General features: G+C 52.8%; 17 protein-coding genes. 14 read left to right on the top strand and 3 right to left on the bottom strand.

Going from position 1 to position 22,059, the window contains the following annotated elements; genetic code table 11:
- Window positions 1-3: 3 nt before the first annotated feature.
- The 3 genes from DHN43_RS21020 to DHN43_RS21030 form a co-directional block, all read right to left on the bottom strand.
- Entirely contained in the window at window positions 4-507 is a 504-nt protein-coding gene (locus DHN43_RS21020) for an ureidoglycolate lyase (RefSeq protein WP_108819920.1), read from the bottom strand.
- 6 nt (window positions 508-513) lie between these two features.
- The gene (locus tag DHN43_RS21025) at window positions 514-1,347 is read right to left on the bottom strand and encodes a bifunctional allantoicase/(S)-ureidoglycine aminohydrolase (protein WP_208995554.1); all 834 of its coding nucleotides are present in this window, start codon (window positions 1,345-1,347) and stop codon (window positions 514-516) included.
- Window positions 1,348-1,712: 365 nt separating this feature from the next.
- Window positions 1,713-2,654, bottom strand: coding sequence for a LysR family transcriptional regulator (locus DHN43_RS21030; RefSeq protein WP_108819922.1), 942 nt, complete (start codon window positions 2,652-2,654; stop codon window positions 1,713-1,715).
- Window positions 2,655-2,889: 235 nt separating this feature from the next.
- Between DHN43_RS21030 and DHN43_RS21035 the strand changes: the two genes are divergently transcribed.
- From DHN43_RS21035 to DHN43_RS21100, 14 genes are all read left to right on the top strand, one after another.
- Window positions 2,890-4,236, top strand: coding sequence for an MFS transporter (locus DHN43_RS21035; RefSeq protein ID WP_108819923.1), 1,347 nt, complete (start codon window positions 2,890-2,892; stop codon window positions 4,234-4,236).
- Between the two features lie 62 nt (window positions 4,237-4,298).
- Window positions 4,299-5,684, top strand: a complete 1,386-nt coding sequence (locus DHN43_RS21040; RefSeq protein ID WP_108819924.1) for a NarK family nitrate/nitrite MFS transporter — start codon at window positions 4,299-4,301, stop codon at window positions 5,682-5,684.
- Between the two features lie 25 nt (window positions 5,685-5,709).
- Window positions 5,710-9,459: a nitrate reductase subunit alpha gene (locus tag DHN43_RS21045; RefSeq protein ID WP_108819925.1), complete on the top strand. Its 3,750-nt coding sequence runs from the start codon at window positions 5,710-5,712 to the stop codon at window positions 9,457-9,459.
- Window positions 9,456-10,997: a nitrate reductase subunit beta gene (narH, locus tag DHN43_RS21050; protein WP_057461585.1), complete on the top strand. Its 1,542-nt coding sequence runs from the start codon at window positions 9,456-9,458 to the stop codon at window positions 10,995-10,997. The genes DHN43_RS21045 and narH overlap by 4 nt, the downstream gene beginning before the upstream one ends.
- The gene (gene narJ, locus DHN43_RS21055) at window positions 10,994-11,716 is read left to right on the top strand and encodes a nitrate reductase molybdenum cofactor assembly chaperone (RefSeq protein ID WP_108819926.1); all 723 of its coding nucleotides are present in this window, start codon (window positions 10,994-10,996) and stop codon (window positions 11,714-11,716) included. Before narH ends, narJ begins: the two co-directional genes overlap by 4 nt.
- Window positions 11,717-11,718: 2 nt before the next feature.
- Entirely contained in the window at window positions 11,719-12,432 is a 714-nt protein-coding gene (gene narI, locus DHN43_RS21060; RefSeq protein ID WP_108819927.1) for a respiratory nitrate reductase subunit gamma, read from the top strand.
- 6 nt (window positions 12,433-12,438) lie between these two features.
- Entirely contained in the window at window positions 12,439-13,326 is an 888-nt protein-coding gene (locus tag DHN43_RS21065; protein ID WP_108819928.1) for a peptidylprolyl isomerase, read from the top strand.
- Between the two features lie 163 nt (window positions 13,327-13,489).
- Entirely contained in the window at window positions 13,490-14,482 is a 993-nt protein-coding gene (locus tag DHN43_RS21070) for a Gfo/Idh/MocA family protein (protein WP_108819929.1), read from the top strand.
- 609 nt (window positions 14,483-15,091) lie between these two features.
- Window positions 15,092-16,102 (top strand): BMP family protein, encoded by a 1,011-nt coding sequence (locus DHN43_RS21075; RefSeq protein WP_108819930.1) that lies wholly within the window; start codon window positions 15,092-15,094, stop codon window positions 16,100-16,102.
- Window positions 16,103-16,182: 80 nt separating this feature from the next.
- Window positions 16,183-17,730: an ABC transporter ATP-binding protein gene (locus DHN43_RS21080; RefSeq protein WP_108819931.1), complete on the top strand. Its 1,548-nt coding sequence runs from the start codon at window positions 16,183-16,185 to the stop codon at window positions 17,728-17,730.
- Complete coding sequence (locus DHN43_RS21085; protein ID WP_108819932.1) at window positions 17,727-18,818, top strand: ABC transporter permease; 1,092 nt, start codon at window positions 17,727-17,729, stop codon at window positions 18,816-18,818. The genes DHN43_RS21080 and DHN43_RS21085 overlap by 4 nt, the downstream gene beginning before the upstream one ends.
- Before the next feature lie 3 nt (window positions 18,819-18,821).
- On the top strand, window positions 18,822-19,763 hold the full coding sequence (locus DHN43_RS21090) for an ABC transporter permease (protein WP_108819933.1): 942 nt from the start codon (window positions 18,822-18,824) through the stop codon (window positions 19,761-19,763).
- A gap of 27 nt (window positions 19,764-19,790) precedes the next feature.
- Entirely contained in the window at window positions 19,791-21,086 is a 1,296-nt protein-coding gene (locus DHN43_RS21095; RefSeq protein ID WP_108819934.1) for an amidohydrolase family protein, read from the top strand.
- A gap of 190 nt (window positions 21,087-21,276) precedes the next feature.
- Window positions 21,277-22,005 (top strand): MBL fold metallo-hydrolase, encoded by a 729-nt coding sequence (locus DHN43_RS21100; protein WP_108819935.1) that lies wholly within the window; start codon window positions 21,277-21,279, stop codon window positions 22,003-22,005.
- Window positions 22,006-22,059 lie beyond the last annotated feature (54 nt).

Raw genomic sequence — 22,059 nt, forward strand, 5'->3', positions numbered from 1 at the left:
GTGTTATTCCGTTATTAAGTAGGCCTCCTTCAGCCAATGTTCTTCTAGGTTATTTCCGTCCCCAATCCGGTCGACAACAGCGAACAGTCCTGACCCGTTGATGGGAGTCAGAACGCCGTGCCATGTGTTCCGTTTGATATTGATGGACTGGGTTGAACTCGCCATAAACGCACGAGGTGATGAAGGCCGTCCACCTTCATCTTCGGCGACTATGACAAGATATTCTGATTGGTTCATCGGAATGAAGCATTGCGAGCCCAATGGATGGCGCTCCAACATCGTCAGCGTGTGCGGCAGGCTGCGAAGCTCTGCCTGAAACAGGCTAACACCAGCGCGGCCACCAATAAACTCAACATCAGCCAGATCAGAAAAACGCTCACATCGGCCTTCGTTGATTAATATAGGTGATGTCCCGCCGGTCTCAATCAGTTCACCAAACGGCATAAATACCGCAGAGGTGAGCTTCTCAATCTGTATGGTGCGCTCTGTTGTGACCTGATTACCCATATCTGATCACCTTTGAAACGAGCCGAGTTGAGCATGTCGATTGACGTCTTTGTAAAGCAAGTACCGGAAACGATCTGGACCGCCAGCGTAGCAAGCCTGCGGACAAAAAGCGCGCAGCCACATAAAGTCACCGGCTTCCACTTCAACCCAATCGTTGTTCAGCCGGTAGACTGCTTTCCCTTCCAAAACATACAGGCCATGTTCCATCACGTGGGTCTCAGCAAACGGAATGCAGCCACCGGGCTCAAAGTTCACGATGTTGACGTGCATGTCGTGGCGCATATCGCTGGGGTCCACAAAGCGCGTCGTCGTCCAGGCTCCATTGGTGTCTGGCATGGGAGCAACCACAGCATTCTTTTCCTGGGTGAACAACGCGTCGGGTCTCGCAATGCCTTCGACAGCCTCATAGCGCTTTCGAACCCAATGGAATGTGGCAGCTAGAGAGCTATTGTTGCGCACTTCATATTGGGCTCCAGCAGGTAGATAGGCGTAGCCACCTTCGGTAAGTGTGAAAGCCTCATTGCCCATTGTGATAGTAATCTCACCTTGAACAACGAACATCACGCCCTGCGCTTCAGGGTCTGGCTCAGGTTTAAGAGAGCCTCCATCTGGCTGAACTTCCATGATGTACTGCGAAAACGTCTCAGCAAATCCAGAGAGTGGCCGGGCAATAATCCAGGCACGCGTCTTTTCCCAGAAAGGCAGATTTGAGGTCACGATGTCCCGCATCACGCCTTTGGGAATAACGGCATATGCATTAGTAAACACTGCCCGGTCTGTCATGACTTGCGTTTGCGGAGGCAAGCCTCCCGAAGGTGCGTAGAAAGAAGAAGGTGATATGCCCTCAGAAGAGGCATCAAAGGTGCGGGGTGGCAGTGTTTGGGTACTCATATGTAAGTTTACTTCCTTGTACGACACTCACGCAGTGGCAGTCCGCGTAAGTGCAGCAACCCGAATTAAGTTGAATTCCTTGCCGGGGAGGTGCACTCGTCGAATTAGGGATCGACGAGGCACTGTTCGAAGCACTGGGCAAATGTGCTGGTATCAACCGTGTCCATTAAGCTCGTCAGCTGGCAGGGCCACCAAACTCCTCCCATCTATCAGTTTAGCCTAATAAATGAGTTGGATTATCAAAATTATTTTGAAAGTATTTCGCGAATAACTATCAAAAGAAACAGATACATAAACGACTTTCCAGTCGGGAATTACTTGCCTTGAAGATGAGTAGAGTACTGAAAACTCTTGTCTTTTAGATACGTCTTCAATCGCTCACTGATGAAATTCAGAAAAAGCCGGATCTTAGGATCTTGATAGCGTTTGTGCGGAAATAGACATGCGAAATGCACATCAGCAGGAGGGGTAGCAGTGCAGACGGCGATAAGGTCTCCGCTGAGCAAATGATCGACAACATCAAACAAAGAGGCATTGATGAGGCCGTGATGGCCGAGTGCCCAGTTCACCAACACATCGCCGTCATCAGAAGTGAAAGGCCCACCAACTGTGAAGCTCTGTAAGCCCTCAGGAGTTTGAAGCGTCCATCGGCTTTCAGCGGAACCGGGAAACTGGAGCAGTAGGCAATCATGCTTTCCGTTTTGGAGATCTGCCCCTTGCTGTGGCTCACCTCGCTGATCAAGATAGGTAGGGGAGGCGCACAGTACCCGAGGACAGTCCAACAGGTTTTTCAGCCGCATTTCAGAGTTTGGTAACTGTCCCAGAATGAATGCCAGATCCAAACCTTCTCCAGTAATGTTGAGAGGACGGTCTGAGAGCCTGAGGCGAACATGAATTTCAGGATAAGCATCGTGGAATTCAGGAATAAGCGGTGCGATCAAACGCCGCCCTATGCCGAGTGGAGCAGAAACAAAGATTGAGCCGCGTGGAGTGTGTGTCACCTCCTGAACAGCCGCTTCAGCCTCTTCCATTGCTTCCAGCATTTTACGGGCACCGGGATAAAAAATGCTACCTTGCTCAGTGGGTTGGATGGTGCGGGTGGTGCGGTTAAACAAGCGAATGCCCAGGTGCTTCTCAAGCTCTCCGATACGGGAGGAAGCAACAGCAGGAGAAACATGCATGTCCCTTGCCGCAGCAGACATGCTGCCAAGTTCAAATACGCGCACAAACATCCTGACATTGTTGATGTAAGACATTGCTTTAACTTTGAAATCCCCACCTCTACACGAAACATACCAGCATCAGTGTAGTCTGGATAGGTGTTTTTCATTTCGTCGTGAGTTGGAAATAAAACATAGTTTTACTCCAAGTTGTATTTCAATTTTACTCGTTTAATCCTGTTCTTTCTATGAGTTGCTCTACTTTTGGGTGCTAAAGCTCCTGAGATTCTATGTGGATTGTCTTACCTGCTAGAATTCAGGATCAAATACTATGCATTCACTTGAGGGTGTTACTCGCTCCGATCAATATAGGGCATTGGGTCTCAGTACCTTTGCTTTTACTATCTGTTTTGCAGTTTGGACCATTTTTTCCATCATTGGCGTGCGCATTAAAGGCGAACTGGGGTTGTCCGATACTCAGTTCGGCTTATTGGTTGCCACACCAGTGCTCACAGGTTCTGTGAGCCGCATTTTCCTGGGAGTATGGACAGAGCAGTTCGGTGGACGGATTATGTTCCCGCTGCAGATGCTCATTACAGCAGTCTGTGTCTGGTTGCTCACCTCAGTACAAACCTATGAAGTGTTTCTGTTAGCCGCCTTGGGCCTTGGATTGGCCGGCGGCTCTTTTATTATCGGGGTAGCCTATGTCTCCCAGTGGTTTGAAAAAGAGAAACAAGGCACTGCACTCGGCATTTTTGGTGCCGGTAATGTCGGCGCAGCAGTTACCAACTTCGTAGCACCATTTCTGGTCGTAGCAGTTGGGTGGGAAGGCACAGCCCGCGTTTATGCAATTGTTTTGGCAGTCACAGCTGTTCTGTTTTATCTGTTCAGTAAAGATGATCCGTCTCAGCAAGAGCGCAAGAAAGAAGGTAAGCAAGCTGTATCTACAGCAGAGCAACTCGCTCCGTTGAAGAACCTGCAAGTCTGGCGTTTTGCCACCTATTACTTCTTCGTTTTTGGCGCCTTTGTCGCGCTCGCATCATTCCTACCGCGATACTACACCGGGGCTTACGGATTGGAGCTCACGACGGCTGGCGTTTTCGCTGGCCTTTATTCACTGCCCGGGTCTGTTTTCAGAGCACTGGGCGGTTGGATGTCAGACAAATGGGGCGCGCGCTTTGTCATGTACCTCACATTTATCGTCTCCCTCTTTTGTCTCTTCCTGCTGAGCTACCCAGAAACCTCATATGTTGTCAGCGGCATTGACGGCCCAATCGAGTTTAACTTCGGTCTTGGTGTTGGTGCCTTCGTCTCTGTGACCGTCGTTCTGGGTTTTGTCATGAGCCTTGGTAAAGCAGCGGTCTACAAGCACATCCCGGTTTACTACCCCTATCATGTTGGTGCTGTCGGAGGCCTCGTAGGCATGATCGGCGGCCTTGGTGGCTTCTTCTTGCCAATCGCCTTTGGAGTTCTGCTCGACTGGACTGGCGTTTGGACGGCACCCTTCATGCTTCTCTTCATCATTGTTGCGGTCTCAACTGTGTGGATGCACGTCGCTATCCGCAGGATGGAGCGCAAGCGTTATCCAGAATTGCAAGACGAAACAGATTTGTCTGATCTCCCGGATGAGCCGGTTGAAGGTCCGGACGGACCTGCAGGCGTAGAAAAGTATCCGTAACCAGCGAAGCCCTTTCTGGACATTCGGTCTGGAGAGGGCATGTAGCCAAAAGGAATGAATGTATGTCTGATAACAACACTCAAAAAGGGCACACACTAATTGAATGGCGACCGGATGATCAGGAATTCTGGGAAACCAAAGGAAAGGCGATCGCCTCTCGGAACCTTTGGATCTCTATTCCGGCACTTTTGCTTGCCTTCTCAGTGTGGCTCGTTTGGAGTGTTGTTGTCGCAAGGCTACCCGCCATCGGTTTTGATTACACGACAGACCAGCTCTTCCTGCTGGCTGCTCTGCCAGGTCTTTCTGGCGCGACGCTCAGGATTTTTTATTCTTTTATGGTTCCTATCTTTGGTGGTCGCCTTTGGACAACGCTAACCACAGCATCGCTGCTTCTTCCGGCTCTGGGTATCGGGTACGCAGTTCAGGACCCCACCACGCCTTATAGCATCTTCCTTCTGTTAGCCCTACTTTGCGGTTTCGGGGGCGGTAACTTCGCTTCTTCAATGGCAAATATCGCATTCTTCTATCCAAAGAAGGAAAAAGGGAACGCGCTTGCGCTCAATGCAGGCCTCGGAAACCTTGGCGTTTCCGTCATGCAGTTTGTGGTGCCGCTTGTCATCACAGCTGGTGTCTTCGGTGCGATCGGTGGCGCTCCTCAAATACTTGAGGATGGATCCCAACTCTGGATCCAGAATGCTGGCTTTATCTGGGTTCCATTCCTCATCATCGCGACGCTGGCCGCATGGTTCGGCATGAACGATATCGCTGATGCCAAAGCGAGCTTTAAAGAGCAATCCATCATCTTCTCAAGAGCGCACAACTGGATCATGTGCATTCTCTACACGGGAACCTTCGGCAGCTTTATCGGCTATTCCGCAGGCTTCCCGCTGCTCATGAAGACACAGTTTCCGGAAGTAAATGCACTCACCTTCGCATTCCTTGGACCTCTCGTTGGTGCACTCTCCCGGGCTGGTACGGGTTGGGTTTCCGACAAGTACGGCGGTGGCCGTGTAACCTTCTGGACCTTCTTGTTTATGGCGGTTGCTGTTGGTGGCGTGCTGTTCTTCCTGTCCATCAAAACAGAGCCGGGAGCTTTCTGGGGCTTCTTTGCCTGCTTCATGGCACTGTTCTTCCTGACAGGCGTAGGCAACGCCTCCACATTCCAGATGATCCCGACCATCATGCGCCAACAGGTCGGCCTCTTGATGCCAGAGCTGGATGCAACAGCTCACCTGCGCCAGTCAGAACGTGAAAGTGCAGCCATCATCGCCTTTACCTCTGCAATTGCAGCCTACGGTGCCTTTTTCATCCCCAAGGCCTACGGAACATCCATCGCCTACACAGGTGGTCCGGATGCCGCGCTTTGGGCCTTTGGCATCTTCTACGTGATCTGTCTGGTGATCACGTGGTTCTTCTACACCCGCAAGGGTGCCTCCGTTCCGTGCTAAGCAAATAACGTGAAGGGCATTTCAGATGTCTCTACTACTCGATAAACTGAACTTCTTCGCAAAACAGGACACTGGTACCTTTGCAAACGGGCACGGTGTTACAACCAATGAGAATAGAAACTGGGAAGACAGCTATCGAAAGCGATGGCAATACGACAAAATCGTACGCTCGACCCATGGTGTGAACTGCACTGGTTCCTGTTCCTGGAAGATCTACGTTAAAGGCGGGATTGTCACCTGGGAAACCCAGCAGACGGATTATCCGCGTACCCGCCCGGACCTGCCAAACCATGAGCCACGGGGTTGTTCTCGTGGTGCCAGCTACAGTTGGTATATGTACTCCGCAAACCGGGTGAAGCATCCACTCATACGCTCTCGCCTCCTCAAGCTATGGCGTAACGAGCGGACAGTGAAATCGCCGGTCGCTGCGTGGGCAGCCATTCAGGATGATCCCGCAAAGCGCGCAGATTACCTGAAAGTGCGCGGACACGGCGGTTTTGTGCGAGCCACTTGGGAAGAAGTCAACGAAATCATCGCAGCAGCAAATGCTTACACCGCGAAGAAGTGGGGCCCTGACCGTGTCGTTGGCTTCTCTCCAATTCCGGCTATGTCCATGATTTCTTACGCAGCTGGTACCCGCTACCTGTCCTTGCTCGGCGGCACATGCATGTCGTTCTACGACTGGTACTGCGATCTGCCTCCTGCCTCACCACAAACATGGGGTGAGCAAACCGATGTGCCTGAATCCGCTGATTGGTACAATGCGGGCTTCCTGATGTTGTGGGGCTCCAACGTTCCACAAACGCGTACACCGGATGCGCACTTCTACACCGAGGTTCGCTACAAAGGCACCAAGTCAGTCGTGGTCTGTCCAGATTACTCGGAAGCGGCCAAGTTCTCGGATCTCTGGCTTCATCCAAAGCAGGGCACTGATGCTGCTCTGGCGATGGCCATGGGCCATGTCATCCTTCGTGAATACCATTTAGACAGGCAGGCAAAATACTTCGAGGACTACTGCCGTAAGTACTCCGACATGCCACTGCTGGTTCGCCTCGTCAAAAAAGACGGCAAATACATCCCGGAGCGCCTTCTGCGTGCTTCCGAATTTGCGGACAATCTGGGTGAAGAAAACAATCCGGAATGGAAAACCGTCGCCCTGGACCGCAAGTCGAAGAAGATTGTGGTTCCGCATGGCTCCATCGGCTTCCGCTGGGGGGAAAAAGGCAAATGGAATCTTGAAGAAAGAGACGGCGCCGGCAAAGACACGGACCTCGCCATGTCTTTCATTGACAAAGCTGATCATGATGAAGTCGCTGACGTGGCTTTCCCATACTTCGGCAATCGTGAGCATGACCACTTTGCGGGAACCAACCATGAAAGCGTGATGGTGCGCAAAGTTCCCGCGAAGAAAGTGAAGCTGGCGGAAGGTGAAGCGCTTGTAGCGTCCGTTTTCGACCTCTTTATTGCCAACTACGGTCTGGATCGCGGATTAGATGATCCAAACTCTGCCAAATCTTACGACGAAGAACTGCCTTACACGCCTACATGGGCAGAGAAAATCACTGGCGTTCCCAAAGATCATATCATCACAACGGCCCGCGAGTTTGCGACAAACGCCGAGAAGACAAACGGACGTTCCATGGTCATCCTCGGTGCTGGTCTGAACCACTGGTACCACATGGATATGAACTACCGTGGCATCATCAATCTGCTGGTGATGTGCGGCTGCGTTGGTCAATCTGGTGGTGGCTGGAGCCACTATGTGGGGCAGGAAAAACTTCGCCCACAAACCGGTTGGACAGCGCTGGCCTTCGCCTTGGATTGGACACGCCCACCACGGCATATGAACTCAACATCCTTCTTCTATGCGCATACAGACCAGTGGCGCTATGAGACGCTCAAGGTAGATGAAATCTTGTCGCCAACCGCCCCTGATGGGGATTGGGATGCATCGCTGATTGATTACAACATTCGCGCAGAGCGCATGGGATGGTTGCCATCAGCACCGCAACTTGAGACCAACTCGCTTCAAGTTGCCAAAGCGATAGAAGAGAGCGGCAAAGAAGCTAAAGACTACATTGCTCAGGAGTTGAAGTCTGGCGGCCTCAAACTGTCTTGTGAGGACCCCGACAACGAAGCCAATTGGCCGCGCAACCTGTTCGTCTGGCGCTCCAACCTGCTTGGGTCCTCCGGTAAAGGTCATGAATACTTCCTTCGCCATCTACTCGGTACTGAGCATGGTGTACTTGGCAAAGACCTCGGTGAAGAAGGCCGTCAGCGTGCAAAAGAAGCTGTCTGGCATGACAATGCGCCCGAAGGAAAACTCGATCTGCTCGTCACGCTCGACTTCCGTATGTCCACCACCTGCGTGTATTCGGATATCGTTCTGCCGACAGCCACATGGTACGAGAAAAACGACCTCAATACCTCGGATATGCACCCCTTCATTCATCCACTTTCCAGTGCAGCTGATCCTGCTTGGGAAGCCCGCAGTGACTGGGAGATCTTCAAGGGTATTGCTAAATCCTTCTCTGAGGTCTCACAAGAAGTTCTCGGCAAGGAAAAGGACGTCGTCCTTGTCCCGATCCTGCACGACACCGCTGGTGAAATCGCCCAGCCATTCGACGTTGCAGATTGGAAGAAAGGCGATATCGACCCGCAACCCGGCAAGACTATGCCAAACGTTGTTGTTGTCGAACGAGACTATCCAAACATCTACAAGCGCTTCACGGCTCTTGGCCCACTGATGAGTAAACTCGGCAACGGTGGCAAAGGCATCAGCTGGAACACCGAGCACGAGGTAGACCTCCTCAAAGGCCTAAACGGAGAGGTGCTTGAAGACGGGCCAACCAAAGGCTTGGCCAAGATCGAAACGGATATCGATGCAAGTGAGGTCGTCCTGTCTCTGGCCCCGGAAACCAATGGTGAAGTGGCTGTCAAAGCATGGGCTGCTCTCTCTGAGTTCACTGGTAGAGACCACACCCATCTGGCACTGCCGAAGGAAGAAGAGAAAATCCGCTTCCGCGATATCGTTGCTCAGCCGCGTAAGATCATCTCTTCGCCGACATGGTCCGGCATTGAATCTGAGCATGTTTGCTACAACGCAGGCTACACCAACGTGCATGAGCTGATCCCGTGGCGAACGATCTCCGGTCGTCAGCAACTCTATCAGGATCACCTCTGGATGCGTGCATTTGGCGAAGGCTTCTGCGTGTACAGGCCGCCGATAGACACCAAAGGCGTCAAACCGGTGATCGACGATAAATCTCTCGGCAGAAAGCAGTTGGTCCTCAACTTCATCACTCCGCACCAGAAGTGGGGCATCCACTCCACATACACCGACAACCTGTTGATGCTCACGCTCAACCGTGGTGGTCCGGTGGTCTGGATCTCAGAGGTTGATGCGCAAAAAGCTGACATTGAAGACAATGACTGGGTCGAAGTCTTCAACATCAACGGTGCGCTTGTGGCGCGTGCGGTGGTCTCTCAGCGCATGAAGGAAGGCACGATCTACATGTATCACGCTCAGGAAAAGATCGTGAATACACCGGGATCAGAGCTCACCGGACAACGCGGCGGTATCCATAACTCGGTGACCAGAACCGTCACCAAACCAACACACATGATTGGTGGGTACGCTCAGCAATCCTACGGTTTCAACTACTATGGAACGGTTGGCTCCAACCGCGATGAGTTCGTTGTGGTTCACAAACTGGAAAAAGTGAACTGGATGGAAGAACCACTGGATGACAGTGGTCAGGAGGCAGCAGAATGAAAGTCCGCGCTCAAGTCGGAATGGTGCTGAATCTGGATAAATGCATTGGCTGCCACACCTGTTCAGTGACCTGTAAAAACGTTTGGACCAACAGAGAAGGCGTTGAATACGCCTGGTTCAACAACGTGGAAACCAAACCCGGTATTGGTTACCCCAAAGACTGGGAAAACCAAAAGAAATGGAACGGTGGCTGGGTTCGCAAACGCAATGGCAAGATCATTCCCAAGATGGGTGCCAAATGGCGTATTCTGGCGAAGATCTTTGCTAACCCTGACTTGCCAGAAATCGACGACTACTACGAGCCGTTTGATTATGATTACGAACACCTGCAGGGCGCTCCTGAAAGTGCTCAGTTCCCAACAGCCCGCCCAAAGTCAGCGATCACCGGCGAGCGGATCGAAAAAATTGAATGGGGACCAAACTGGGAAGAAATTCTCGGTGGTGAGTTCTCCAAGCGCTCAAAGGATTACAACTTTGAGGGTATTGAGAAGGAAATCTATGGCGAGTTCGAAAACACTTTCATGATGTACCTGCCACGCCTTTGTGAGCACTGCCTCAACCCAACATGTGTTGCTGCATGTCCATCAGGTGCCATCTACAAGCGTGAAGATGACGGTATCGTCCTAATCGATCAGGAAAAATGCCGTGGCTGGCGCATGTGCGTCTCTGGCTGTCCTTACAAGAAGATCTACTTCAACTGGTCCTCCGGAAAATCAGAAAAATGCATCTTCTGCTATCCACGCATCGAGTCAGGGCAGCCTACAGTCTGTTCAGAAACCTGCGTAGGCCGTATCCGATATCTGGGTGTCATCCTGTACGATGCGGATAAGATCGAAGAAGCTGCCTCAACCAAGGATGAGAAGGACCTCTACGAAGAGCAACTGAAGGTCTTCCTTGATCCGCATGATCCGAAGGTGATCGAACAAGCCCGCAAAGATGGTGTTCCTGAGGATTGGCTCAAGGCTGCCAAGGCATCGCCGATCTATAAGATGGCAATCGACTGGAAAGTGGCTTTCCCACTTCACCCGGAATACCGCACACTGCCAATGGTTTGGTACATTCCACCTCTCTCCCCAATCCAGTCAGCTGCAGAAGCTGGTAAGATCGGTTGGGATGGCGACCTGCCGGATGTCCGCTCCATGCGCATTCCGGTCCGCTACCTCTCCAACCTCCTCACAGCAGGCAAAGACGAGCCTGTTGTCACGGCGTTGGAGCGGATGCTCGCCATGCGCTCCTACATGCGCTCCAAGTCAGTTGATGGTGTAGTCAATGAAGCTATCGCTGAACGAGTGGGTCTGACTTCTGAGTTGATTGAAGACATGTACAAGATCATGGCGATAGCCAACTATGAGGATCGCTTTGTCATCCCAACCACACACCGTGAAGTTTCCGAGGATGCCTACGATGTCCGTGGCTCCTGCGGCTTCTCCTTCGGCAATGGTTGCTCTGGCGGCAGTGATGGAACTGACCTGTTCGGTGGTTCACGCAAGAAAACTGTCGAAACACCAACGGATATATTTAAGGAGATGCGCGGATGATCGTCTCCTTAAAAATCCTCTCGCTCTTGCTCAACTACCCAACGCAAGAACTGCTGGATGACCTACCAGCACTGAAAAAAGCGGTAAACTCAGATCGCTTGCTCTCTGCAAAAGGCCAGAAAATGATCTGCACTCTTTGCGATGATCTGGCTGGTAAAGATCTCTATGAGGTGCAGGAAAGATACGTGTTCCTGTTTGATCGGACACGCTCACATTCACTACACCTGTTTGAGCATGTGCATGGTGAGGGCAGAGACCGTGGTCAAGCTCTAGTCGATCTGCGTGAGATGTACCTGACAAACGGTTTCGCGGTAGAGACCACGGAACTACCAGACTACATCCCGCTGTTCCTCGAGTATCTGGCGCATCAACCATTTACAGAGGCACAGGAACTGCTTGGCCAGACAGCTCATATCTTCGAGGCCCTTCGTTTGCGTCTCAAAAAGAAGGGCTCAATCTACGCCAATGCGTTTGGGGCTGTTGCTGAAATCAGCAAAGCGGCACCGTCCAAGGAGCTCCTCTCCAATATTCTTGCAGAGCCTGAAGATGATCCAAATGATCTCGAAGCCATGGACCGTATTTGGCAGGAAGAGGTCGTCAAGTTTGGTGGCAATGCAGGAGAGGGTAGTTGCGGCCCTGATCGCTTAAGAATGCAAATGAGAGCTGCGGACAGACGCCCGCCTGATATCACGACCCAGAACATTCAAGGGGAGAACTAGAAATGTCTGGCTTCTTCAACACGTTGTTCTTCGGAATATATCCATACATTGCCCTCTCGGTTATGATTGTAGGCACAATCATCCGTTATGACCGTGAGCCTTACAGCTGGCGCGCTGGTTCAAGCCAGCTCCTGCGCCGCAAGCAGTTGGTCTGGGGTTCAGTGCTCTTTCATGTAGGCGTGCTGATCATCTTCTTTGGCCACTTGGTTGGATTGCTGACCCCAATAGTCCTGTTCGATCTGGTGGGTATCAGTCACGGTGCCAAACAGGTTCTTGCTGTCGTCGTCGGCGGTATTGCTGGCCTGATGGCGATTGTGGGTGCAGGGATGCTCATTCATCGTCGCTTGTATGATGCGCGTGTACGAGCAGTCTCCAGCACAATGGACACCTTCATTATATGTCTGTTGGGCTTCCAGTTGCTTCTGGGTCTTGGAACTATACCTGTTTCCCTCATGCATCTGGACGGTGAGGAAATGGTCAAATTCATGAGCTGGGCACAAGGCATCTTCACATTCCGTGGTGATGCAGCAAGCTATGTCGTTGATGCTTCATGGATCTTCAAGTTGCACTTGTTCGTGGGGCTGACGATCTTGCTCATCTTCCCGTTCACACGCTTGGTGCATATGCTCAGCGTTCCGGCAAGATACTTGTGGCGTCCCGGTTACCAGATCGTGCGTGAGCGCAACTCCACCAATTCACGCCATCCTGCTGAGTGAGGTGAAATGGCCAATCTCTACACCAACCCAAATCTGAATGAAGGTGCTCAGGCCGATGCGGATCTGCCGAGCACTAAGGTGCCTCCAAAAAGCAAACCGATCATTACCGATGTGTCGGTCAACGGGGTCCAAATCTCAGAGCAAGACATTCTGGCAGAGGCCCAAAACCATCCGGCTGAGAACCCAGGTCAGGCGGTGCAAGCTGCTGCGAGAGCGTTAGTTGTCCGAGAACTGCTGTTGCAGCAAGCCAAGGCCTTGAACATTGAGGCTGCACCAGAACAGATGGATGACGGGAGTGAGACACCTGAAGATGCAGCGATCAGAGAACTGATTGAGCAGGAGGTCGAGATCCCGACTGCTTCTAAAGATGAGTGCCAGCGTTACTACGAAAACAACAGGACCCGCTTTAGTTCAGAGCCAATCTATGAAGCCAGCCATATCTTGTTTGCAGCTGGGCCGGAGCAACACACTGCCCGCAGCATAGCCAAAGCCCGTGCCCACGATGTCATCAAACTGCTTGAGGACAAACCAGAAGCTTTTGCTGATCTGGCGCTGGAGTACTCCGCTTGCCCTTCAAAAGAAACGGGCGGAAATCTGGGCCAATTGACCAAGGGAAGCACAGTTTCGGAGTTTGAAAAAGCGCTCCAATCGATGCATGCAGGACAGATGACAGGCGAACCTGTTGAGACCAAGTTCGGCTACCACATCATTTTCCTGAACAGGAAGATAGAGGGAAATACCCTGCCATTCGAGCATGTTGAGGAAACCATCAGAGCATGGTTGGAAGCCGCAAGCTGGTCCAAAGCAGTGTCTCAATACATCACTATCCTGGCAGGGTCTGCTGAGATAAAAGGCATTGATTTACTTGGTTCTGACAGCCCGTTGGTTCAGTAAAATTGTAAGTACTCAGCGATGAGTACCTGCTCTTTTATCGATAAACTTGGATAAGCAGTAAGCTATTGATCTCTGGTATTTTCTCCTTCCTTAAATGTGATTAGGGTTATTTCCGGAGTTCTTCCCGTGATGTTCTCGGGATCCTGTGTTCTGGAGAAAAACAATGTCGAAACTGAACTGGGGCTTTCTCGGAACAAGCTTCATCTCGCTGACAATGGCAGACGCTATACAAGCGGAAGGATCGACGCGGATACATTCCGTGGCAGGCCGGTCAGAAGTGCCTCTGAAAGTCTTTGCAGAAAAGTACGATGTTGAGCATACCTTTGATGACTTCAACGAGCTGATTGAAGACGAAGCCGTTGATATCATTTACATCGCTCTCCCAAACCACATTCACCACGAGTACGTGGTCAAGGCAGCAAATGCGGGGAAAGCAATCCTCTGCGAAAAGTCGCTGTCTATCGACATGGAAAAAACCGATCAGGCGCTGAAAGCAGTTGCCGAGAACGGTGTATTCTTCGTGGAAGGATTGATGTACCTGAACCACCCGTTTGCAGCTGCTATTCGTGATGTGGTTGCTTCTGGTGAGTTGGGTGAGATCCAGTCGATTACAGCTCAGTACTGCGCGTCAATTGCCAGGTTCGTGAACCCACATAGCAAGGGGGCACTTTATAACCTTGGTTGCTATCCGACCTCGCTGATGCATCTTCTATTACAGACTGCATTCCCGACCCATATCTTTGATAATTATAACATATCGGCAATGGGCCGACGTGGTGCAGATGGGAACATCTGCGAGTCAGCAGCAACGTTGCGATTGAACAACGGTGTTGTTTGCCAGCTTCACACGGCAGAAGACTACGGTCTCCATGCTGGTTTCACAGTGCTTGGCTCCAAGGCAAGTCTGGTGTTGAATTCCAACCCATGGCTACCGGAAGCTGAGGGGAATATCTTCACGGTCACCCCCTACGAAAAGCCGGGTGACACGCGCACAGTTACGGCAGACGGCAACGCCTTTATTTATCAGGTCAGAGCGATCCGTGAAGCGATCGAAGCTGGCAACAAGGCGCTGGAAAGTCCGGCTCCGAGTGTTGAGGACAGCCGTCAGATCATGCAGATCCTGACCGCTTGGGAAGCTGCAACCGTGACTGCCTGAGCGACATGATATTGCAATGTGAGGGGTGCGATTGCACTCCTCCGAGCAGCCTGTGTGGGTTGCCAAAATACTCGCAACTACAACAATTCCCAAATTTTTCTCAGTGATCCGTTGCAGCTTGCATTGCCTGCTCTATAAGCAGCAAGCGTCAATTCCTGCATAAAATCAGCTTGCTACGTGGATGCAATTTAGGCAATCAGAGCAATCATTAGCGCTGTGTGCTATTTTTCAATCCATGGAAAATATTGCAAAATAATATTGATTGAAATTATTTGACCGAAAAGTAAAATTTCATAATGTTGCTTCGATTCGAGTGTTTTATCGTCACTTAGCTCAATCCACAGCTATATAGTGGTCCAATAATATTTATACAGTCGATAAATAGCTGAATACCATAAGAAAAGTACTGTGTGATCTGCATTAATTTACGTGTCGTCACGCAAAAAATACTTCTGAGGCATCTAGTCATTAGCCGCTTTGTCTCGTATACAGCCATTTTTAATGCCTTCGTCCTGCTCAGGACCTTTTCACTTAAAATGCGAGATAGGGCAGATTGCGGCTGCAGTCTGATCTGCAGCCCTGCACAATTATTGATTTCAGGGGGTGTGCATGTTTGCGACACGTTTGAACGGTTTGGTGAGACGCCATGTTCTCGCAGCCGTAGCTGTTTTTGCGGCCATAATCGCGGTTTATTCACCAGCAAAAGTTTTAGCTGCCGAACCTCTCAAGGTCGCAGCGATTTACACCGTTCCTGTTGAGCAGCAATGGGTTGGACGTATCCACCAAGCGCTCAACGCAGCGGCAGAACGCGGTGACATCACCTACGTCTATTCCGAGAACACAGCCAACACCGACTATGAGCGCGTCATGCGTGAGTACGCCGAAGCTGGTCATCAGCTCATTGTTGGTGAGGCGTTTGCAGTAGAACGCGCAGCGCGCAACGTGGCTGCAGAATACCCGGAAACAGCTTTCCTCATGGGCTCCTCCTTCCCGGCAGCTGAGCCAAACTTTGCGGTGTTCGACAACTTCATTCACGAACCATCCTACCTCTCCGGTATGATCGCAGGTGCGAAATCTAAGTCTGGCAAAATCGGCATGATCGGCGGCTTTGCTATTCCGGAAGTAAACCGCCTCATGCACGCATTCATGAATGGTGCTAAGGCAACCAATCCAGAGGTGACTTTCACAGTCAACTTCATCAACTCCTGGTACGATCCGCCAAAAGCGAAAGAAACCGCTTACGCCATGATCGATGCCGGTGCGGATGTATTGTATGCAGAACGCTTCGGTGTGTCTGATGCGGCTATGGAAAAAGGCATCTTCGCGATTGGCAATGTGATCGATACCGCTGCCGACTATCCAAACACCATCCTCGCCTCTGCCATCTGGCATATGGAGCCAACAATCGACACTGCGATTGCGGCTGTAAAGGCGAATAACTTCAAGGCTGAAGACTACGGCAAGTACTCCTTCATGGGCCATGCTGGTGGTTCGCTGATGGTTGATGAAACGCTGGTGGATGCGGACCTTCTTGGCAAGGTCAAAGCTGTCGAAGCGAGCATTCTGGATGGGTCCTTTACCGTTGAGATCAACGACGAAGAGCCAAAATCCTCCAATTAACGCTGATCGGGCCGGGGGGATATCCCGGCCCGTCTTCTCCGCCTGCTACGCGCATAACCTCGTCAGTCCAAGGGTATCCCATGCCAGAAACTGAGAGCGGGCATCCGCTTTTATCTCTTCAAAACATAACCAAGATCTTCGGTGATCTGGTTGCTAACGGAAACGTCAATCTGGACCTGCATGCCGGGGAAATCGTTGCGTTGCTGGGTGAGAACGGAGCGGGGAAAACCACGCTCATGAATATCCTGTTTGGTCATTATGTGGCTGATCAAGGACGTGTCATGGTTCGCCACTCCTCCGGTATTCTGGTAGATTTGGAGCCCGGTGCTCCTCAGGCGGCCCTTGAAGCGGGGATAGGTATGGTTCACCAGCACTTCACGCTGGCTGAGAACCTGACAGGTCTTGAGAACATCGTTTTGGGCACTGAGAGCCTGTTCTCACGCCGCTTCAGCCGCTCCAAAGCGCGGGCAAAACTACAGGAGCTGATGCAGAGCTCCGGCCTAGAAGTTGATCTGGATCTGCGCGTCTCCAAGCTCGCTGTTGGTGAAAGACAGCGCGTCGAAATCCTCAAAGCGCTCTACCGGGACGCCCGCATTCTGGTGCTGGATGAACCCACAGCGGTTCTCACACCTCAGGAATCCGACAGTCTTTTCAAAACCTTGAAGCTGCTTGCTGCCAAAGGCATGGCGATCATCTTCATCTCCCACAAGATGGCCGAAGTGCTGGGCGCGTCTGATCGTGTTGCGGTTCTCAGAGGGGGCCGGATTGTTGCTGACCTTCCTACATCGCAGTGTGATCGCCACCAATTGGCTGAGGTGATGGTCGGGCATTCCGTCCAAACCGCAGAACGCAAACCTGGCTATCCGGAAGACGAAACGCTCGTTTTTGCCGGTGTCAGCGCTGGGGATGGCCGCGAGCAGATCGAGAACGTCAATCTCGCCCTCTGTAAGGGGGAAATCATCGGCCTCGCAGGTGTTTCCGGCAACGGCCAAAGCACGCTGGCTAAGGTCATCTCTGGGCTGGAAATCCCTACCTCTGGCTCCGTCCTGCTCAACGGCAAACCGCTCAAGGCCAGTGCTGCGGCTGCCATTAAATCCGGTGTGGCCCGCATTCCGGAAGACCGTCACCACGACGGCATCGTTGGCGCTATGTCGGTAGAGGAAAACCTCGTTCTGGAAGAGATCCGCAAGCCTGCCTACCAACGCTTCGGCCTTCTTCGCTTCAACGAAATTCGCATGCGCGCTCAAGAGGCTATCAAGGCCTACGACATTCGCTGCTCCGGCCCGCTTGCTGTCTCCCGTCTGCTTTCCGGCGGGAACATCCAGAAAATTGTCCTCGCCAGAACGCTGGATCAGCAACCCGATATCGTCCTTGCCGCCCAGCCCTCCCGTGGGTTGGATGTTGGCGCAACGGCTGATGTGCACCGCCGCCTGCAAGAGGCGCGGGATAGAGGCGCTGGCGTCCTTCTCATCTCTGAAGACCTGGACGAACTCTTCCAATTATCCGACAGGATTGCCGTGATCCATCGCGGGCATATCTGCGAGCCAGTGGAGACGGAAAAGCTGGATAAGAAACAGGTTGGTCTGATGATGGCAGGACAATCCATAAAAGGGGAACAAGCAGCATGATCCGGTTTGAACCTCGTACCAATGTTTCTTCGCTCTTCGCGTTTGCCCTGCCAATTATCGCCGGAATCACCGCGCTCGTGCTGGCTGCGATCCCCATTGCAGCGGCAGGGGGAGAAGTTTTCGCCGCCTACGGGCATATCTTCAAAGGCGCATTCGGCTCAAAGTTCGCATTCTCTGAACTTCTGGCCCGCGCAACGCCGCTCATTTTCACGGGTCTGGCCGTCAGTGTCGCCTTTCGTGCCAAACTCTGGAACATTGGCGCTGAAGGCCAGCTCTATGTAGGCGCACTCGCAGCAGTCGCCATCGGCACCGGCGCAATCTCCGCGCCCGCCTACATCATGATCCCGCTGATTATACTGGCAGGCATGATTGCAGGCGGCACTCTTATGCTCGTCCCAACCCTGCTGAAAACGAAGCTGGGCGCAGATGAAGTGGTCACCACCTTGCTGCTCAACTTCGTCGTGCTGCTGTTTGTGCAGATGATGCTGGAAGGCCCGATGAAAGACCCCATGGGCATGGGCTGGCCGCAGTCAGAACCCATGACCAGCGCCGCCACACTGCCCAAAATGTTCGCCCGCATGCGCATCCACTGGGGCCTCGTGATCGCACTGGCATCAGCCCTGATCATCTACATTATGATGAAGCGCAGCGTCTGGGGTTTTGAAATCCGTGCAACGGGTGAAAACGTCTCTGCCGCAAAACATGCTGGCATTCCGGTCACCTCCACATTCATCAAAGTCGGCCTGATCTCCGGTGCATTGGCAGGCCTTGCAGGTGTCAGCGAAGTGGCTGGCCTCAAAGGGTATTTGACTGCCGATATCTCCCCGGGCTTCGGCTACACCGGCGTCGTGGTCGCCATGCTTGCAGGCCTCTCACCCGTTGGTGTGGTTGTGGCTGCTGTCTTCATCGCGGCAGTCTTTGTGGGGGCAGATAGCATGAGCCGCGCCATGGGCGTTTCCAGCTACATTGCTGATCTTGTGGTCGCCATGTCTTTGATCTGCGTATTGATTTCCAGCCTCTTTGTGCGCTTCAAAATCCGCTTTGTCAGGCCCAAAAAGACACCACTTGTCGCTAAAGGGGAGGCATAAGACATGGAATATATTGATATTCTTCTCTCCGCAAATTTCTGGGCTGCTGCCATCCGCATCGCAACCCCGCTCATCTTTGGTGTGTTAGGTGCCTTGGTCTGCGAGCGGGCAGGGGTGCTCAACCTCGGTATTGAGGGCATCTTCGTGGTTGGCGCCATGTGTGGCTGGATGGCTGTTTGGCTCGGAGCTGGCCTCTGGGGCGGCATCCTCGTCGCAGCACTGGCTGGGGCATTTTTCGGCTTGCTCCACGGCATCCTCACGGTGCCGCTGGGCTTGTCTCAGCACGTGTCTGGCCTTGGCATAACCATGTTTGCAACCTCGGTCAGCTACTTCACCTACCGCACAGCTCTGCCAAAAGTGTCCAGCCCACCACGGATCGAGGCATTCCAGCCGCTTGATATTCCGGTTCTTTCAGACCTGCCTTTTATTGGCCCAGCCCTCTTCCAGCAAACATCCATGACCTTTCTGGCACTCGCCATGGTCTTGCTGGTCAGTTACGTGCTCTATCGCACCCCGCTTGGCCTCGCCATCCGCGCCGTGGGTGACAATCCATCCGCCGTTGAAGCACAAGGCCTCTCGGTCTTTGTGCTACGTATCGGGGCGATCATGGCCGGGTCTGCGTTGATGGCGCTGGGCGGTGCCTTCCTCACCATGTCCGCCTTTGATGCCTTCTTCTTTGGCATGATCAACGGACGCGGCTGGATCTGCATTGCACTGGTGGTGTTTGCAAGTTGGAGACCGGGCAAGGCTTTGCTGGGCGCGCTGCTGTTTGGCGCGTTTGATGCCTTCCAGATCCGCCTGCAAAACGAGGTCGGTGCGGTGATCCCATCTCAGGTCTTCCTGATGATCCCGTATCTGCTATCCATCGTGGCGCTGGTGCTTGTGGCTCGCAAGGCAGACTACCCACGCGCCCTGCTGCAACCTTATTTCCGTGGTCAGCGTTAAGCTGGAAAAGCAAGAAAGGCACCACTCATGTCTCTGGATCTCCTTGTCAAAAACGCAGTTCTGACCACTGGCGAAGCTGGTGTAGATATCGCGGTGAAAAACGGCACAATCACCGCGATTGAAAAGGGCATCACCGCAGAAGCGGAGCGTGTGATTGATGCACAGGGCCAGCTGGTCTCAGCACCATTTGTTGACCCGCACTTCCATATGGATGCCACCCTTTCCCTCGGCCTGCCAAGAATGAACGAGAGCGGCACCCTGCTGGAAGGCATCAGCCTTTGGGGAGAGTTGAAACCGTTATTGACCATTGATGCGGTTGTCGAACGTGCTCTGCGCTACTGCGATCTGGCAGTCTCGCAAGGCCTGCTGGCTATCAGAAGCCATGTGGATGTGTGTGATGATCGTCTGCTCGGTGTGGAAGCCATGCTGGATGTAAAGCAACGCATTGCGCCTTATATCGATTTGCAGCTGGTCGCCTTTCCGCAGGATGGCTTCTACCGTTCACCAACGGCGGAAAACAACCTGCTCCGCGCACTGGATATGGGCGTGGATGTGGTCGGCGGCATCCCGCACTTTGAGCGCACTATGGAAGACGGTGCCCGCTCCGTGAAGGCCCTCATGGAAATTGCAGCACAACGCGGCCTGCGGGTGGACGTGCACTGCGATGAATCTGATGATCCTCTCTCTCGCCACATTGAGACACTGACTTACGAGACACGGCGATTGGGCATGCAGGGCAGGGTGACTGGATCGCATCTCACCTCCATGCATTCCATGGACAATTACTACGTCTCCAAGCTGCTGCCTTTGATGGCGGAAGCTGATGTCTGCGCCATTGCCAACCCGTTGATCAACATCATGCTTCAGGGTCGTCACGACACCTACCCAAAACGCCGTGGCCAGACCCGCGTGCGTGAGATGCGCGAACTCGGCATCACCGTCGGCTTCGGTCATGACTGTGTAATGGACCCCTGGTACTCGCTGGGCAATGCAGACATGTTGGAAGTCGCCAGCATGGGCCTGCATGTAGGCCAGCTCTCCAGTCGCGATGACATCCGCTATTGCTATGAGGCAGTCACAACAAACTCTGCAAAGATCATGGGGCTGGAAGGCTACGGCGTCAAAGTCGGCGGCAACGCAGACTTCGTGTTGCTTCAGGCACAAGATGCCATTGAAGCCCTCCGCATGAAGGCAACCCGCCTCACTGTTGTTCGCCGCGGTAAGGTCATCGCCGAAACTGCCCCACGCATCGCCAACCTCTCTCTGGATGGCCGCCCAAAAACTGTGAATGCCGCGGATTACTCCCCAAGCGGCAACGCTTAAAACGGGGACAACCCCGCAAAACCGCGCTTGCGTTGCTATGTGCGTTCATTTGCGTTGAATGCGTTTTTTCTGCGTTCCTACGTCCCGCAGTACGCTGCAGGGCGAAATAACTCCCGCCAAATAAAGTTATCCCCCTGCACACCAGAGCTGGCTATGATGGACTTCTCTGATCAAGCAGGAGGGATGAGCGGTGGAACGCATTCCGGCCCGGAAGTGGTATCGCACTACGAAACTGGCAGATGACATTACGCTGATTGATGAGCCCTACATCAAGCAGTTCTACCGCTGCAACATCTGGCATGTGCGCGGACGCCATAAGGATCTGTTGGTGGACAGCGGCATGGGCGTGGTCAGCCTGCGGCAGCATGTGGCGCTCACCGCTGAAAAGTCCGTCATGGCCGTTGCCAGCCACACCCACTTTGACCATATCGGCTGCCACCACGAGTTTCCGCATCGCTTGATCCATATCGCAGAAGCTGACCTGCTGGCCCATCCAACCCGTCAGAACACGCTGGCTGATCCTTACGCAACTGACGATATCTTCGACGCGCTTCCGCCAGAGCCCTACAAGTCTTCCGAATACGCCGTCAAACCAGCCCCTGCCAGCCACCTGCTGGAAGATGGCGAAGTGCTCACCACCGGAGATCGACACTTCGAGGTCATCCATACCCCCGGCCATTCCCCCGGCGGTATCGCTTTATGGGAGAAGGCGACAGAAACCCTGATCGCAGGAGACATCGTCTATGACGGCCCGCTGGTGACAGACTGCTACCACTCCAACATGGCGGACTACATCGCCAGTATGAAGCGTCTGTTAGACATTCCCGTCCGCACTATCCACGGCGGTCACTTCCCCAGCTTCGACGGCGAACGCCTTCACGAAATCATCTATGCCTTCCTGAAGGAGCATGACAAATAGCGCCAACTCCGTAGTCTTCCCTATAAAATCCAGTCATCTCCTGTGACGCTCAGA

This window comes from Pseudovibrio sp. Alg231-02 (genome assembly GCF_900143565.1).
GTDB lineage: Bacteria > Pseudomonadota > Alphaproteobacteria > Rhizobiales > Stappiaceae > Pseudovibrio.